The sequence below is a fragment of the Stenotrophomonas sp. RS-48 genome (assembly GCF_030053245.1).
GTDB lineage: Bacteria > Pseudomonadota > Gammaproteobacteria > Xanthomonadales > Xanthomonadaceae > Stenotrophomonas > Stenotrophomonas maltophilia_P.
Genome location: NZ_JASGBV010000064.1, coordinates 17,468 through 34,631 on the forward strand (window position 1 = coordinate 17,468; position 17,164 = coordinate 34,631).

The 17,164-nt window shown below is 65.0% G+C and carries 11 protein-coding genes; all 11 read right to left on the bottom strand.

Going from position 1 to position 17,164, the window contains the following annotated elements:
* Nucleotides 1-52 precede the first annotated feature (52 nt).
* Nucleotides 53-2,959, bottom strand: coding sequence for a VIT domain-containing protein (locus tag QMZ25_RS12325; RefSeq protein ID WP_283219706.1), 2,907 nt, complete (start codon nt 2,957-2,959; stop codon nt 53-55).
* Between the two features lie 162 nt (nt 2,960-3,121).
* Nucleotides 3,122-3,709, bottom strand: coding sequence for an SUKH-4 family immunity protein (locus QMZ25_RS12330; RefSeq protein ID WP_197571300.1), 588 nt, complete (start codon nt 3,707-3,709; stop codon nt 3,122-3,124).
* 51 nt (nt 3,710-3,760) lie between these two features.
* Nucleotides 3,761-4,627, bottom strand: a complete 867-nt coding sequence (locus QMZ25_RS12335; RefSeq protein ID WP_197571299.1) for a hypothetical protein — start codon at nt 4,625-4,627, stop codon at nt 3,761-3,763.
* A gap of 53 nt (nt 4,628-4,680) precedes the next feature.
* On the bottom strand, nt 4,681-5,181 hold the full coding sequence (locus tag QMZ25_RS12340; protein WP_053519334.1) for an SMI1/KNR4 family protein: 501 nt from the start codon (nt 5,179-5,181) through the stop codon (nt 4,681-4,683).
* Between the two features lies 1 nt (nt 5,182).
* Complete coding sequence (locus QMZ25_RS12345; RefSeq protein WP_262218549.1) at nt 5,183-9,613, bottom strand: RHS repeat-associated core domain-containing protein; 4,431 nt, start codon at nt 9,611-9,613, stop codon at nt 5,183-5,185.
* A 19-nt stretch (nt 9,614-9,632) separates the two neighbouring features.
* Entirely contained in the window at nt 9,633-9,761 is a 129-nt protein-coding gene (locus QMZ25_RS12350; RefSeq protein WP_006441023.1) for a hypothetical protein, read from the bottom strand.
* A complete protein-coding gene (locus QMZ25_RS12355; RefSeq protein WP_283219707.1) occupies nt 9,758-11,374 on the bottom strand; it encodes a hypothetical protein in 1,617 nt (538 codons plus the stop codon). Before QMZ25_RS12355 ends, QMZ25_RS12350 begins: the two co-directional genes overlap by 4 nt.
* Nucleotides 11,375-11,393: 19 nt before the next feature.
* A complete protein-coding gene (gene tssI / locus QMZ25_RS12360; RefSeq protein WP_065175609.1) occupies nt 11,394-13,637 on the bottom strand; it encodes a type VI secretion system tip protein TssI/VgrG in 2,244 nt (747 codons plus the stop codon).
* A 200-nt stretch (nt 13,638-13,837) separates the two neighbouring features.
* Entirely contained in the window at nt 13,838-15,595 is a 1,758-nt protein-coding gene (gene recJ, locus QMZ25_RS12365; protein WP_164152632.1) for a single-stranded-DNA-specific exonuclease RecJ, read from the bottom strand.
* A 175-nt stretch (nt 15,596-15,770) separates the two neighbouring features.
* Entirely contained in the window at nt 15,771-16,688 is a 918-nt protein-coding gene (locus QMZ25_RS12370) for a phosphoglycerate mutase (RefSeq protein ID WP_197571295.1), read from the bottom strand.
* A gap of 4 nt (nt 16,689-16,692) precedes the next feature.
* Nucleotides 16,693-17,157 (bottom strand): transcription elongation factor GreA, encoded by a 465-nt coding sequence (greA, locus tag QMZ25_RS12375; protein WP_026347191.1) that lies wholly within the window; start codon nt 17,155-17,157, stop codon nt 16,693-16,695.
* Nucleotides 17,158-17,164 lie beyond the last annotated feature (7 nt).

Genomic DNA, 17,164 nt, shown 5'->3' on the forward strand with positions numbered 1-17,164 from the left:
GAGCCGGGTCATGCCCGGCTCCGACTCAAGCCTGCCCGAACTGAGCTCGGCGCTATCTGACCTCGAACTCGCCCACCAGCACTGTTTCGGCACGATCCTTCAACCGCATCGTCACCCTCTGGTCCTTCTGCTTCGGCGTGCCCCAATGGGTGGTCAGGCGCAGCATCAGGGTCGTGGCACCGGTCACCAGCTGCTGGCGACTGCCGAAATAATTGGCCTCCACCTTGTACCTGCCCGGCTTGGCATCACGCAGTGAGAACTGCTCGGGTCCATAGCCTCCGGTGAAGTCCTGTGACATCTGTCCTCCCTGGTAGGTCAGACGATTGCCGTAGTACGCGCGCTCGCCGTTCGGGTCGGTCACCCACAGGTCCATGTCGCTGTTGTCCGCATCCCACGACAGCACTACCCGCAGGTCCAGCGGCATCGGCTGCAGCAGGCGCGGGTCGATGGCCGAGGTATCAAGCCCTGGCGTGCTGCGTGCAACCAGTTGGGTCAGCTCGTCCAGCGCGATCAGTGCAATGCCGTTGAACCGGCTGTCCCAGGGCCGCGTCACCACCTGGTACAGCGGCGCCAGCGCCTGCTGTGGCCGGCCCGCCGCCGCCAGGGCCAGGCCGAGATCACGGAAGCTCTGCGGCTCCTCCTCGCCCATCGCCAACACCTGCTCGAACACCGGCACCGCCAGCATCGGTGCGTCGGCCTGCATCAGGCGGTAGCCAAGCACGCGAAGCAGATGGCGGTTGTCCAGGTCCATCTCGGCCAGGTTGGACAGCACGCGCAGGGCCAGGTCCCGCTGCCCCTGCTCCAGCAACAGATCGGCCACGTCGAGAAAGAACGCACTGCTGTCGGCATGCGCGGCGCGCTCGGCCAGGTAGCGGTCGTACAGCTGCGAGGACGGCCCCTGGCGCAGGCGCCGGGCAATGGCCGAATCTGGCTGCCATGCGGCCAGTTGGATGCCGAGCGCACCGCTGTTCGCTGCCGCCTCTGGCGCTGCGGCAGCGCCGCTCCCTGTGCTCGCATCGCGTGCGGCTTCCTGTGCAGGTGCCGAGCGACGGGCGCGTGCACGCGACACCTGGACGTCGCGTTCCGCGGCCGCAAGCATCGGTGCGGGCGCGGGAGGTGCGGCCGCCAGCATCGCTACCGGCGCAGCGGCCGAAGCAGAGACGGCAACCCTGTCCAACGCCTTTCCCTGCAACTGCGGCGGTGTGTCTTTCGGCCAGCTGCGCCGCCACCACTCCCGGCGCTCCTGCCACTGTGCGGCGATGTCGTCCAGGCGACGGCGCTCGGCGGCGCTGCGGTCAGCGACCACGCGTGCAAAGCGGGCATCGTACTCGGCCCGCAGCGCGCCGGCAGGCCGGATCGCGTAGCGCAGGTAATCGTCCAGCGTCTCCAGCACGATCAACGACGTATCCGGACCGACCAGGCCGAACTGCTGCGACAGGCGCTGCATCGCCTCACGGTTGCCGCGACGGTCGGCGGCCAGCTGCTGCAGCCGCGCCTGCGCCCACAGGCCGGCCAGCAGTTCTCCGTTGCCGCTCGTCTGTGTCGCGGGCAGCGCCAGCCATTGGCCGCCGACGCGGACCCGCATCGGCACGCCGTCCGCCGCCAGCCGCGAGTGCAGCCACAGCCAGCCCTGGGCTTCACTGCGACGATCGATCACCACGTCCTGTACACCGCGGCCCGTATCGACCTGCACGTCCAGCGGCGAAGACAGCAGTTCGCGCGCAGCGGCATCGACATCCGTCCCCAGGGCGACGAAACGACCGCCATGCGATTCGCTCCAACCGCGCAGCCGAACGACATCGGTATGCGCGCCCGCACTGCTGACCGCGAACAGGCGCTGGTCAGCAGCGAGCGTCGGCAACACCTGCGGGCCGTAGGTCAACAGACCATCGCTGACCAGCAGATATTCCTTCACGGCTGCCTGCGGCTGCCACTGCGCCAGCGCGCTGGCGCCATCCGGGCGGACGGCCTGCAAAGCCTGCCGCAATGCCGACCAGTCTCCGCCGCGGATGCGGAAGCGACGCACCGGCTCGGCCCGGTCACGCAGGACCGTCAACGCGACCGTGCCGTTTCCCAGCGCAGCGAAGTAGCGGTCCAGCAATGCAAACTCCCGCGAACGGTCACGCCGGTCTGATGAGCCGGAGCCATCCCACAGCAGGCCGATATCGGTCGGCAGCGTGCGCGGCGCGTTATCGACCGGCACCGGCAGCTGTGCCAGCAGATAGTGACCGTCCTGCCACGGCGCGACCTGTACCCGTGCCTGACGTGATGCCGGGAGCGTCCACTGCAGCTGCGCCGGCAACAGGGTACCCCGGCCCTGCCAATGCAGTTGCCCCTCAGTGAAGCGGAACGGCCCTGCGCCCGTGGTCGCCGCCTCCGGCGCCTGCAGCGTCAGCTCGACCGAGGCCGCACCAGCGGCGAACTGCAACGGCAAGGTCCATTGCCAGCCGTGGCCTGCAAACGCCAGCGGTTCGCGCAGCACCAGCTGCACACGGCGGCTGCCGCCGGCGGGCAACGGGTAGACACGCAGGCGGAACTGATTGCCGGCGGTCTGCTCCAGCAGGCCCGGATCGACGCCGCGACGCGCGATGTCCTCGAACACCTGACGCCCCCGGTCCTTGGGCACGGGCACCGCCTCGCGCAACTGGCCATCGATATCCAGGGCGAAGCCGGTGATCTGCTGGCCGTCAGCCAGCGGGAACTGCAGCTCGCCCTCCATGACCCGGCGGTTGGGGTTATGGAACTCCAACGTGATGCGGGTCTGGGCGATACCCGCCTGGACCTCCCCTTTGATCGAGGCCCGACGCAGCACGATAGGCTGCTCGACGCCCGCGACCTGCAGCAACGGGACCGCACGAACCGGGCGGACGGCCGGACGGCCGTGGGTCTGGGCGGCCGTGGTGAAGGCACAGAGCAGCAGCGCCAGCAGGCACAGCACACGACGAAGGACGGGCGACATGGTACGTCTCCAGAGCGAGGACGAACTGTTCAACGCATGGCAGGCCGGATCGGGGTTGATCGGGTGATCGTCCGCGATGGCTCTGGAAGATATTGCTGCCGGACGCCACCCAGTGGTCGTCCGGATTCTGCTGCCCGAATGTCGCCTTACAGGACCGACATCTCAAACAAGGCCATCCTGGATCTGTTCCAGAACAATTGACCACCGTGACCCTCCCGTCAGTGCAGCGGCATCAAGCCTCCTCCACTCCGACACCAGCGTCCTGATCGCCCTACTGCGATCGAATCGCGGCTTTGCAGAGCGCTTGGAAATCTCACCCCGCTCGAATGCCTCCAGCCGGGCCTGCATCTCCGCCTGGGAGTAGACCATCGGACCGGAATCATCCGCCTTTGCCCGGGCCTGGAATGCCTCATACGCTTCGAGAAACCCAAGGAAGCTCGACAGGCGTCCATTCACGATCTGACGTACGCCATCGCCCACGGCAAGTACCTCGCCACTCGCCGACAGGCACAGCAGCAGATCCTCGCCCCATGGCTCTCGCGCGATAGCCAGAAGTCCGGTGCCATCGATCTCGACCAGGTGGGGCACTTCGAACTGAACAACAGGTACATCGCCCGCCAGCCGTGAAGGAAGTCCCAGCCGAAGCATCAGCTCACTCGTCGACGGTTCCAGTCCGAAATCCCGAAGGACCTGGGCACTCACCTCCAACGAACCCGAGGCATAAACGCGGGAGAATGCAGTTTCAGTCACGCATGAACCTCATGCAGTTTCAGCGGGCACGGCACCGCACATGCAATGTGGCTAGGTCGTCGCCCCGATGGTGCGCTTCTGAAGCGATTCGATCTTTGCCTGTATTTTCTTAAGACCCACCTTTCCGCAACCCACGAGCGTCAACTCACGAAGCGCGGAAAGATCATTGATGACCTCGATGTTGGCAATCTTCTTGCAGTACTGGATATCCAGTTTCCTGAGCTGCTCGAGCCCCACCAGTGCACGGATGTCTGTCAGCGAACTCAGATTCTTCAGCCATACCGACGTCAACGCGGCAAGTGTCTCGATGCCATCGAGGCTTTTCAGCTTCGTGCCACCCAACAGTCCCAGGCGTTCGAGGCCACCAGCCGATGCAGACAGGATGTTGAAGATCTCACCATCCACGGGGACATTCAGAATGTTCAGTTCTTCCAGAGGCAGGGCCAGGGCCTGCCTGAGATTCTTCAATGACCTGTCTGGATAGAGCGAAAGTACTTTCAACGCGGGGAAGCTTGATGTGTCGAAGCGCACCGGCACGTCGACATACAGCGTCCTCAGATTGGGTAGCACAACGCCCGGCCAGGCCAACGTCCCCGTGCCAAGATGGATGCTCAATGCCCCGATGCTCTCAGGCAGAAGCCCCTCCTCGAGTCCATCCATGATCGACGGTGCGATCGATCCCGGCCCGATGCTGAGCGTCTTGAGACCCCGCATTTCCCTGAGGATCTCCGGAAGCGCTTCGAGCTTGTCGTCGGGAGGTGACCAGAGGTGAACCTGCTCGATCCGGGCGAGCCTCTCAGTGTTGAAAGGGGCGTTGAAGAACACCAGCTCAGCACCCGGAGTCGGGAATGCTGCTTCGTGTCTGCCATGCATCAGAACAACTTTCTGCACGCGCTTTCCGATCTGGCCGATGCCCACGTGCTGCAGCCGCGTCTGCGCGCCAGCGGATGCTGCCGGTGCGCACCCGGCAACTAGCGCCCAAAGAATAGTTCGTCGTACTGGCCATTCATCGCCGCAGTGAGAAATTCGTCGAATGTCTCGGCAAGCCTAGTAACACTTTCAAACTCGGGCTCAACGCCGTGCACAACCGCCCCAGAGCTCCGGCCCAGCCCAACGAATTGATAGTCTCCGTCGACCGCCATAAAAATCGGCAAATACTCTGCCCAGAACTTTCGAACATCCTCGCCATCAGCATCCGTCATTGCAGCGTCAATGCTCATCTTCTCAAACTCATCCCAGGAGAACGCGCCATCCGAGACACCCGCAAACTCCTCGATTGAGACGAACCACCGTGACTCATCCTTGTTCGAGAGCGATGTGAAATTCGAAAGAAACTCCAAGTAAAAGGCCGGAACATCTGCATTTATCGAATCATCGATAACAGGTGGCGATCCATCACCACCATCCCTACCAACCAAAATCCAGCCCTTTCCCACAAGAAAATCCAGGAAATTCGAATACAGAATATTCATATCAGCTCCTACACTGCGCCTTTATCACATTTATTATTCTTCTCTGCAATCCAGTTGCAGCACTATGATTCGGATTCTTAATCTTTCTCGTTTCATTCGTAATCGTTAGTACCTGCCCCTCTGGCCCACCCAGCGCCAAGCCGTGAGGATGATGGCCACCGGATTCTCCAGGTTTAGCGCGAATAACGTCCACTTCCGATTTCGGCCGATAGAACACGGGCGTACTATCCGGGTCGATGCCCTGCCACTCAGGCGCGCTCTTGAATTTATCCCTAGCCTCCTGCAATAGATCTGGGTAATCCTTCAACCACTCAGCAAGTGTTTTTGTTACATAGAGCCCCAGCGCATCAAACCAGCGAAACGGATTCCTTGCATATCCATATATGTTTACTCCACCAGCAATAGAAATTGGATCCTCTGAAACATACGAACCCGCGTGCGGATCGTAATAGCGATATCTATTGTAGTGGAGGCCGGTTTCAAGGTCCGCGTACTGCCCTTGGAATCTGATGAAGTTGTGAACCCCGTCATCGAAGCGTTCCTCATGCAACTTGCCCCAACCATCATACGAGCCTGACCAGCCGCACCTCCCGTCGCGACAAAGCAGCCGGATGGGCCGTCCATTAGGATCAACTTGATAGACCCATACCTCCTTGCCCGGTTGGTTTTCCTTGACCTTGGCACCTGAAGATCCCAGCTCGCCCACTAGGCTTGAAACGGGATCGGCAAATGCCGCTTCACTGTGAAGCGGCTCGGGTGGCTTTTCACCGCGCTCGACCACCTCGGCGGCAATGATTAACCCACTTGAGCCCAATGATGCTCCACCGCCCAACAAACCGATACCGCGTTTACTGGCCCCAACTGTGGAACTCACTGGTATTGAAGCACGATTACGATGTAGCAGAGCATCTGCGCCGCTCGCTGCGGGAGTTGGAGCACTGCTAGTTGCGCTTACGCCCCTGCTGGAGCGCTCTACAACCAACGCCAACGGCACAAACGTACCCGGGTAGTACACATACTCCCGCACCCGCTCATGCAGCCTCTCCAGCTGCCGCTGCCGACGCCGTACCTCGACCAGGCTGCCCACATTCCCCACCCACACCGGCGCCGCCTCTTCGGCGTCATTGGCCTGCTGCACTTCGCCCAGCAACGCATCACCATCCCAGAAGAACCACGTCGTCTGCGTCGGGTTGCGCTTGAACACCCGCCGCCCCAGCGGGTCATAGCCGTAGTACGTTGACTGCCCGTTGCGGCGGCTCTCCGCCAACCGATGGTTGGCATCCCAGATCAGCGTCAGGTCATCCGGCGCATCCCCTTGCGGTGCGCCCTTGCGCACCAGATCACCCGCCCGGTCAAACACGTAGTGCACGCCCTGATAGGTGCCTTCGCGCGTCCAGGTGGTCAGGTCGTCGTCGTCGCCGCCTACCACCTTGCGCGCCTGCACCTGCTTCACTTCGGTGCGCAGCCGGTCGCCGGCCGGATCGTTGAAGTAGCGCTCGACCCTTCCCTTCGGGTCGATATGCTGCAGCAGGCGCCCGATCGCGTCGTAGCGGTACTCATCAACGCCCTGTGCGCTGTCGCTACGTTTGGTCAGGTTGCCACTGCGGTCGTAGTCGTAACGCGTCTCGAACAACGGAGCGGCATCTTTCAACACCGACTGTGAGGTCAGCAGGTTGCGGCTGTCGTAGGTGAACTCGCGTTGCAATTGCGGGCTCAGCTGCTCGCGCGTGGTGCGGCCCAGCGCGTCGCGCTCCATCGAGATCGGCGGCTCGTCATTGATGGCCACCGATACGGTCTGGTCGCGCAAGTCGTAGCCGAACGCTAACCGATTGCCGGCAGCGGTCTCGCGCAGTACGCGGTTGCCTACTTCATCATAGGCATAGCCGACGCGGAACCCGTCCTGCAGTTCCTCCAGCAATTGCCCCAGCGGGTCATACCGGCGCTTCACTGTACGCACCGGATTGCGCAGCTCGACAATCTGGCCCTGCACGTCGTAGACAAAGTGTTCCTGTACCTGCTGTCCAGGATGGCGTACATCCGGCAGCGTCTTGCGGGTGATGCGCCCGAGCTTGTCGGTGGTGAAGGCGATGCGCTGGCCCAGCGGATCCACGGTGGCGGTCAGTCGTCCGGCCGCGTCATAGGTATAGCGCCGCGACTGCCCCCAGTAGTCCACTTCCTCGACGATGCGGCCCAGCGCGTCGCGCACCAGCTGATAGGTTTCGCCGCGCTGGTTGATGACCGCGATGAGCTGCTCTTCGGTGTCGTAGCGGTACTCCACGCTGTGCCCATCGGCCTGCAGGCGCTTGCTGATCTGTCCGATGCCCACGTACTGCAGCCGCGTCTGCGCGCCCGCTTCGTCGGTATAGCGCAGCAGCTGATCTTCGGCATCATACTCGCAACGCACACCGTTGCCGTCGGGGCCAGCGGTGGCCAGTAGGCGTCCCTTGGCGTCGTACTCGTAGCGGCTGACCTGCCCCAGCGGGTCGACCTGGCGCAGCAGGTTGCCGAGTGGATCATGCTCAAACCGGCTCTGATGGCCCAGCGCATCGATAACCGCGGCCACCAGTCCATGACGGTCATAGCGCAGTTGCGTGACCGCGTGCCGTGCGTTGGTCTGCGCCTGCAACTGGCCCTGTGCGTCGTAGTCGAAGCGGGTGGTTGCACCCAATGGATCGGTCTGGCTGACCAGCAGGCCCTGGCCATTGTAGGCCTGCTGCCAGTCGACACCATCCGGCGTACGCAACGACACCATGTGGTCGTCCAGGTCGTACTCCATCTGGATCGACGTGCCATCGGCGCGGGTCAGGCAGACCAGGTTGCCATGCGCATCATAGGCAAACGCCGTTCGCAGTCCTTCCGGATCGGTCACCGCCACGGTCCGCCCGAAATCGTCGTACTCGAACAGCGTCACGCCATCGAGCGGATCGATCTCGCACAGTGGCAGCTGGTTCTCGTCGAACTTGACCACGCTCAGGTGACCCAGCGAGTCGGTCACCCGGGTCTCGCGCAGCAGCGCGTCGTACTCGAAGTGATAATCGTAGAGACCACCATCGCCCCACGAATGCACCACCCTGCCCTGCGCATCGAACGCATAGTGGAACGACAGGCCCACGCGGTCGGTATGCCGCACCATGCGGTGACGTTCATAGGCAAACGTGCGTGGCGCCCCCAGTGCGTCGACTGCCGCCAGCAGGTCACCTTCGGCACTGTACCGGTAGCTCACCAGCGGATGGGCCAGGCCGGTGGCGGGGTCGTGCAGGGCCATGCGCTCAATGTGGCCGTGGCGCGCCTCCACTTCGATGAAGCGGCCCTGCAGGTCACCGATACCGCTCTCGACGATGCGCACCAGATGGCCGTCGCGACGCTCGAAGCGCCAGTGGTTGCCATGCGCATCCTCGATGCGCTCGATCGGCCAGGACTGCGGGCCCGGCAACGCGCTGACACCTGCAGGCAGCTCGCCACCGAACACGTACTGCAGGCCGTTCTTGAAGCGCACCCGCCACTGCCCGCGCCGCCTCAGCAGGCGCGCGCCATCGACGAAATCGAGAATCGCCCCAGCCTCTCCCTCAGCGGGCGGCAGCTCGGGGAAGAACGCGACCTGGTCGGGGCCGGACAGCCAGACGCTGCCATCGGCCAGCAGCTCCAGGCGGATGTCTGCCGGCGTCTGCCAGCCCGCGCCGCACAGACCCGGCGCGTCCGCGTGGCGCGAGCCGTAGCTGCGTTGCCAAGTGAGCGGCAAGCGGCCCGGTACATCGAAATCCTGGTGGTTGACCACCACGCTGCCATCACGGATGTCCACCGGCTCGGCGCGAAGCACCTTGCACTTCAGGAAACCCGAAGGCAGGTTTCCCCACTTGCCACGCCGCCAATTGGCAAAGGCATCCATCTTCTTGCGGAAGAACGCACTCTTGCGCAGCTTGCCCAGTCCGGCGAAGGCGGCGCGGAACGCGAGCGCGGTCCATGACACCGTCGGCGGTCCTCCCACCTTGACGCTGGTGGGAATGGCCACGTTCAGGCCGGTCGGCAGTGACATCGCCCGAAGTGGCTTCTTCGGCTTCTTCACCCGGAACGGGTTGATCATACCGGCCAGATTGCAGTCCAGCACCGGCATCGCCAGCCGCGAGAACGGCTCGCCATCGGCCGACACGGTACGACTGCCCATGAAGATCTCTTCGCCGTCGAACTGAGGGCCCATCGGTGCCGCCAACGGCGGCCCCCACACACCGAGCGGGATGTGGATATCCAGGCCGCCGGTACCGGCGGTGCCGCGATGCACGCCGTTGACCTTGATGGTCGAACCGATGAACGGGATGTAGTCGAACGGATCGAGCACCAGGCCGATGTGCGGCGTCGGCAGCGGGCACGGCGGCACCGCATACATGTGGATGTCGATACCCAACTGCGGATCGAAATGCTTGGCGGCGATGCTCACGGCAACACTCCCTGTTGCTTTACAAGGCGCGGAACAACGCGCGCAGGAACGCCTTTACTTCGTCACGGTACTCGGCGCTGATCCAGGTCACGACGATGATGCCAAGCACGATGGCCACCAGCATCACCACGGTCTTGTTCGACTTCATGCAACAGCCACTCCTGTAACGGCGGGCCCTGCAGGCGCCGCCACGGGCGGCTGCAGCAGGCCACTGGGATCGGGCAGCGGCTGCATCGCCGGGGGCTCGCTCCACACCGGAATCTCGTGGTCGAGCGGGTGTTCGATCGCCGGCAGGCCGTTCCAGCCCGGGTCGAGGAAATCACGGCCGACGGCCACGATCTTGCGGAAGAATTCGTCACCGCCCTGGATCAGCCGCTCGCGTTCCTGCTGCGCACGATGAAAACCGCGCTCCAGCGCGGCATCGAGCTCGGCGTCGATGGCATCCAGCGCCGGACGCGGAGGACGCGGGCCGAGTGCGCGCCCCTGCGCGTCCGCCTTCTCCAGCAGGCCGGTGCTGGCCTGCAGGTAGTCAGTGGCGACCTGCTGCAGTTGCTGGCAGCGTCGTGCGTCCTGAAGCTGCAGCAGATCCCACAATGCCTGCGGCAGCGTCGTCGCCTTGCGATCGGCCGGCGACAGCGGCTTGGCGATGCGGATCGCCTCCAGCAGCTGCGTGCGCGCAGCCTCTCGCTGGCCCGCCTGCACATGACACCAGCCCGCCATGCGCTGGCCCTCCAGTGCGAACATGGGGTGCGGAATGCTGGCTGCGGACGCGGATGCCTGCAGGTAGGTGTGTGCCGCACGCTCGGGTTGCTTGGCCGCCAACCAGCAGCCCGCTTCACCGAACCAGCTCTGCATCACCAGTTCCGGCGCGGCAGGATTGCCGCCGGCACGTGCACCTTCGGCGGCGCTGCGTGCCTGCCGGTAGCTGTTGATCGCCTGGCTGTGATCGCCATGTTTCAGCCAGGCACCAGCCACCATCATCTGCACCACCGACTGCTGGTCCTGCCAGCCATGCCGCTGCGCCAGGCCCTGCGCGCGTCCGGCGCGGGCCACCACCTGCGACGGACTGCCTCGCTCCAGCAGCAGCATCAGGTCCGCCAGCAGCTGCCGGTACAGCACTTCCGGACCGCGACCACCGGATTGCGCGGCGGTATCCCGGGCAATCGCAAACATGTCGACCGGTGCGGTGACCACCCGTGCGGTCCTGGCATGACGCTCCAGCAGCGGCTGCCAGCGCGGGTCCTCTTCGGTATCCACCAGCACCAGTCGCAGGCGCTCTCCCGGCGCAGCGGCCAGCGCCGCATCCAGCCAGCGCTCGAAGCCTTCACCGGGCACGCAACGCTCCGGTTCCAGCACGGCAGCCAGCAGGCGCAGATGCTCGCCGTGATGGTCGATGAAACTCTCCAGCACATCGACCACACCCTGCGCGCTGTCCGGATGCGCCTCGCTCGGGCCACGCCAGCCCAATGGCACCTGCTGCGCGCGCAGATCGTCCTGGCTGGCCAGATAACGGTCGAGCAGATCCCGCTTGACCTGCCGGCTGTAACGGAAGCCCAGCTCATAGGCGGTATCGATGCGCAGGAAGCAGTCCGGCGTATCACGCCCTGCGTCGTTGCGCTGCATCTCGAAGAACGCGGCCAGCAGGCGGCTGGCGGCAGCCGGCAGACGCCATACCAACAGGCGCCTGCTGCTGTCGGCGCTGGCCTCCAGCCAGGCATCGCGCAATGCGTTCAGGCCGCGCAGCATGGGGGTGTCCTGCATGGTGTATCTCCCGTGCTGTTCAGCAGTTGAGCTTGATCTCGCTGCCGTTGACTGACACACCGCCTGCGTCGATGACCACTTCCGAGCCACCGGCGGTGATCTTGATGGCGCTGTCGGTGATCTCGATGACCGAGCCACCCACCTTGGTGGACAGCTTGACCGCCGACTCCAGGCTCATCGCGCCATCCGAGCCCTGGCTGTGCGTACCGGTCACGTCCTGGCTGAAATTGCCGGTGACGTCGATCACCCGCTCGCCGACATTGCTGTCGTCGACCTTGCCCTGCACGCTGCGCTTGTCATGACCGGTAATGGTCACCTCCCGCGCGGCATTCAGCGTCTCCGTCACCAGTCCGCCAACCGTGCGACTGGAGGTCGAGGTGACGGTCTCGGTCCACGTGCCGGTGCGCTGGCTGGTGAAGTTGCCGGTCAGGGTGGTCTTGAAGTCGCCGGTGATGGTTTCGGTATAGCCGGCCGCAGAGATCGTCTTGGTTTCCCCTGCTTCGTACTTCTCGGTCACCGCGCCGGTCACATTGGTGGTGCGGGTGCCGGTAACGCCGAGCGTGTCGGTGCCGGTGACCGTGATGCCACGGTTGCCGCCGACGCTGATGTCCTGGTTGGCGCCGACGTCCATTCGATGGTTGACCGACACCGATGTGGACTTGTTGTTCTTGACGCTGGCGTTCTGGTCGTTGAGCACGGTGGTGACCATGTCACGCTGCGCCCGCATGTTCAGCAGCTCGCCACCGGCGCCATCATGCATGGTGATCTCATTCCAGCCCGCGCCCTTGACCGTCTTCGACTTGAGGCCGCTCACCTCCATGCCGAACGGCGGCATGTTGTCCTCGTTGTAGACACGACCGGTGATGATGGGGCGGTCCGGGTCGCCATCGAGGAAATCGACGATCACCTCCTGGCCCACGCGCGGCGGCGACACGCCACCCATGTCGGCGCCTGCCCACGGACTCGCACTGCGGATCCAGCACGAGGCATTCTCGCGGCGATCGAGCTGGCGGTCCCAATGGAACTGCACTTTCACCCGGCCATAGCGGTCGGCATGCAGTTCCTCCCCCGGCGGACCGACCACGGTGGCGGTCTGCGGTCCCGGCATGCGCGGCCACGGCGTCCGCCGCAGCGGCCTGTAGGGGATACGACGGCGCAGCACCTCGGCCTGCACTTCAACACTCGGGGCTTCAGCGCTGCCGAAATCGGCAGCGAAATTGTTGTGGCCTTCCCGCTGCACACTCACCACGAAGAAGCTGCGGTCGGTATCGTCACGTCCGATGAAATCCGGGTGCCGCTCCAGTTCGAAGCAGGCGCCGGCATCGAGTTCACCGGCATTGCCCGCGCACTCGAACAGCTTGGTCGGCCACGCCACTTCCTCGTTGCGCACCGCCGCCAGCGCCTGGCCAATGCGGCTGTTGGTGAAACGCGCCGCACCGTCGTAGCGGTACTGCTCGAGCGGCGGCAGCAGGCCCAGCGGCACCTGATTGCCCTGGTTGCCATCCAGCGTCTGGCCCGGCTGCTTGAAGTCGAAACTGCGCAGGGTCTGCACGCTGGGCCCGACGCGTCGGCGTGCACCCCAGCGGTGCAGACCGGTGCTGGCCAACGTGCCCTGGTCGGACACGAACGCGATGGGCTGCGGTTCGCCGTGCGCGGTGCTCAGCGTTGAATCGTCGCTGATCACCATCGTATGGCCCTCTTCGTCATGGACGAAGCTGTAGTACAGGCCGGCATCTTCCAGCAGGCGACTGACGAAGGCGAAATCGGACTCGTTGTACTGCACGCAGTACGGCAGCGGCGGCAGCTTGCCGGCATTGAGGTCGTAGCGGAACTTCGCCAGCTGTGCGTAGCCCTGGAACACCTCCTCGATGATCTGCAGCACGTTGCGGTCCTGGAAGATCCGGCAGTTGCAGGTGTAATCGAGGAAGGCGAACCAGGGCGCGAGCTCGGCCCGGTAGGCACTGAACTGGGCCTGTTGGCCGGTACTGGCGAACTCGCGAACGTAGCCGTGCACGCTGCGGTTGCCGAATTCATCGCCCAGCTGCAGGCGCAGCGGCTGCCCGACCAGCTGTTTCAGCTCCAGCCGCGGCTGGACCGACAGCAGTTCGATACGGTAGGCGAACGGGCTGGACACCGCCTCGCTGCCCTCGAAACGCTTGACCAGGAAAGTGTCCGGATCCAGTGCGGTTTCGACGCGGATCAGGCGTCGGTCCTGGTGCAGGCGCTGCAGTGCGGCGCCGGGAAGCAGTGATTCGGCGTACATCGGGCGTTCCGTCGTCCCATGTTGGTCGTGGCCCGACTTTGCCACCGGCAGGTGACATGCGCCAGCTTTTTGACGCTTTTGCCTCTGGATAAAGAGATGAATTCATTAAGGAAATTCAAGGAACTGCGAATTTCCTCACATTTCCTTCCCCGCGACCCCGTCGCCAACGCTGGCCCCGGCGGGAGTGCGCGAACGCTGCCTCACGCCGGCAGGCAATGCTCGACAATCAGCTGGATGGCGCTACCACCGCGATAGTCGTCGCAGGCCAGCCGGTAGGCCAGGTGCACATGGCGGCTCGGCGCATTGCCATGCCAGCCGCCAAAATGGATCGCGTTGATCGTGCCGGGTACGCCCGGCAGCCGCAGTTCCAGCTTGAGGTGCCGCTCCTTCAGCACGCGCCAGTTGGCCACTTCGAAATGGCCATCGAACAGCGGCTCCGGGAAGCCTTGGCCCCAAGGACCGGCCAGGCGCAGCGCATCGGCATGGCGATGGTCGAGCTCGTCCGCCGCCAGTTCACCGTCGCTGAGCACCTGCTGTTGAAGTGCCGCTGGGTCGAGCATCTCCAGCACGACGGCAACGAAGGCCGCCTTGAAGGCGTCGACATGATCGAGCCGCAGGCTGAGGCCGGCCGCCATGGCGTGACCGCCGAAGCGTTCGATCAGGCCGGGATGCCGTGAATCGACCAATGCCAGCGCGTCACGGATATGTAGGCCCGGAATCGAACGCGCGGAGCCACGCAGGGTGTCGGCACCGGGCTCGGCCGGCGCGAAGGCGATCACCGGCCGGTGCAGGCGATCCTTCATCTTCGAGGCCACCAGACCGACCACGCCCGGATGCCACTCGGCATCGAACAGGCAGGCCGCCACCGGCCGCTGCCCGGCCATGTCCAGCACAACTCGGGTCAGCGCCTGCTCGGCATCGTCGGTCATCGACTGCTGCACGGCGCGGCGTTCCGCATTGATCTGCTCCAGCGTCTGCGCGATCTCCCGCGCCTGCCGCGGGTCCTCGGTCAGCAGCAGCGCGATGCCCAGCGCCATGTCTTCCAGCCGACCGGCGGCATTCAGGCGTGGGCCCAGGGCGAAGCCGATGTCGGTCGCGGTCAGCCGCGCCGCGTCGCGCCCACTGGCTTCGATCAGCGCCTTCAGGCCGACACAGCCCTGCCCCGAACGCAATCTGCGCAGGCCCGCACTGACCAGTGCGCGGTTGTTCGGATCCAGCGCCACCAGGTCGGCCACGGTGCCGACCGCCACCAGGTCCAGCAGCGTGGTCAGGTCCGGGCCCTTGCCATCGGCGAACACGCCGGCCTCGCGCATCCGCCGGCGCAGCGCCATCAGCACGTAGAAGATCACGCCGACACCGGCCAGCGACTTGCTGGGAAATGCGTCGCCATCCAGGTTCGGATCGACGATCACGTCGGCCGCAGGCAGCTGCGGGCCCGGCAGATGATGGTCGGTGACCAGCACCTGCCAGCCACGCGCCTTGGCGGCCGCGACGCCGGCATGGCATGCAATGCCATGGTCGACGGTGACCAGCAGGTCCGGCTTCAGCGCGGCCAGTTCCTCCACCAGCGAGGGCGACAGTCCATAGCCGTGCACCATCCGGTTGGGCACCGCGTGGAAGACATGCTGTGCGCCGAGCATGCGCAGGCCGCGCACGCCGACCGCACAGGCGGTAGCGCCATCACAGTCGAAATCGCCGACCACCAGGATGCGCTTGTCATTGGCGATGGCCTCGACCAGCAGGTCGACCGCAGCGTCGATGCCGGTCAGCAGTTCGGGGGCATGCAGATTGCCCAGCTTCGGCAGCGCCAGTTCCGGCGTCCCCGCGCCACGGCTGGCATAGAGACGTGCAAGCAGTGGCAGCGTTCCCTCCGGCCATGCAGCCGGCGTCGCTGCCTCACGGCGTCGGATTGTCGGCGTATCGGAAGACGGCAGCGCTGGATCGGCGGCAAGGGACATCGGCATCGCCGGTTACGAAAGACAGAGGGATGATACCGCGCGTGGGAGAGGCTGGCGGGATTGCGCCCGGCACCTGCGGTAGTGCCGGCCGCTGGCGGCAACCCCGGCAAACATCGGGGTCAGAGCCGTTCTCCGATGGAAAACGGATCCGACCCCCGCTCGACCGAGTCCCCGGTCAGTCGTGCAGCTGGCGCGGCTTCTTCCAGAACTGCCAGCGCTGTCCGCGATCCAGCTGGAACTGCAGGCCGTCCTCGAAATCGAGCACCAGCCGCTGCAGTTCGCCACGCTTCAACGCGGCCAGCAGCGGGCGGATCGCCTCGTTGCCCAACTGCTGCAGCGAACGCAGCTGGCGCAGGTCAACCAGCGCATCGACAGCCTGCTCACCATCCACCGCCACGCCAGCGGCCTGCGCCAGGCTCTGCAGCAGCGCATCGCGGCTGCGCACCTGCGCATGCACCGTGCTGACCGACACCGGCATCACGCCACCGCCCCAGAACCACAGCGAATTGATCGGCTGCTGGCCCTGCGCGGCACGCTGCTGGTTCCAGGAGTGGTTGTGCAGCAGCACCTGCGCCTCGGTCATCAGCGCCCGCCAGCGGCGGCCGCCCTCGCCTTCCGGCAGGTGCGAGAACAGGTCATCGCCGAGCACCTCGTCGGGACCGTCGAACGCCGGCAGTGCGGTATCGATCGGCAGCCGCAGATACCAGCGCGACGGATCAGGCGCGTCGAGCACGAAGCCGGCCTCGGCGAACAACGGCTGCAGCACCGGCAGCAGGGCGAGGCTGTCTGCCAGGGTTGGTCGCAGGGTTTCGCCGTAGGCCATCATCCGCGCGCCATGCATGTCCGGCACCATGCAGGCCGGATCGGCGCGCAGCCAGCTGGCACCGGCCGCATCGCCCACGTCACGCTGGCGGGTCAGCGCGGCCACCGGCCAGTGCGGCGCGGCGACCTTGAAATGGCGCATCAGCTGCGCCCGTTCACCCGGCTCGACCTGCACCGCTGTGGCACGGCCGAGCGCACGTGCCACATCGTCCGGCAGCGCAGCCGCGGCAAAGCGGCTGCGTGCGGGCAACAGCAGGGTCGCCGTCGCCACGTGCTCAGTCCACGTAGCTGACGCTGACGATCTCGTACTCGCGCTGCCCAGCCGGGGCGTCGATCACGATCGAATCGCCTTCCAGCTTGCCGATCATCGCGCGCGCCACCGGCGAGGAAATCGCGATCAACCCCAGCTTGATATCCGCTTCGAGGTCACCCACGATCTGGTACTTCTTCTCTTCGTCGGTTTCCACGTCGGCCAGGGTCACGCTGGCGCCGAACACCACCTTGGAGCCGGCATTGAGCTTGCTCACGTCGATGATCTCGGCGTGCGACAGCTCGCCTTCCAGCTGCTTGATGCGGCCTTCGATGAAGCCCTGTTCCTCGCGCGCGGCGTGGTACTCGGCATTCTCCTTCAGGTCGCCATGCTCACGCGCTTCGGCGATCGCGGCGATCACCTTCGGCCGCTTGACCGACTTCAGGTGATCCAGTTCGTCGCGCAGCTTCTGCGCGCCCTTCATCGTGATGGGGGCT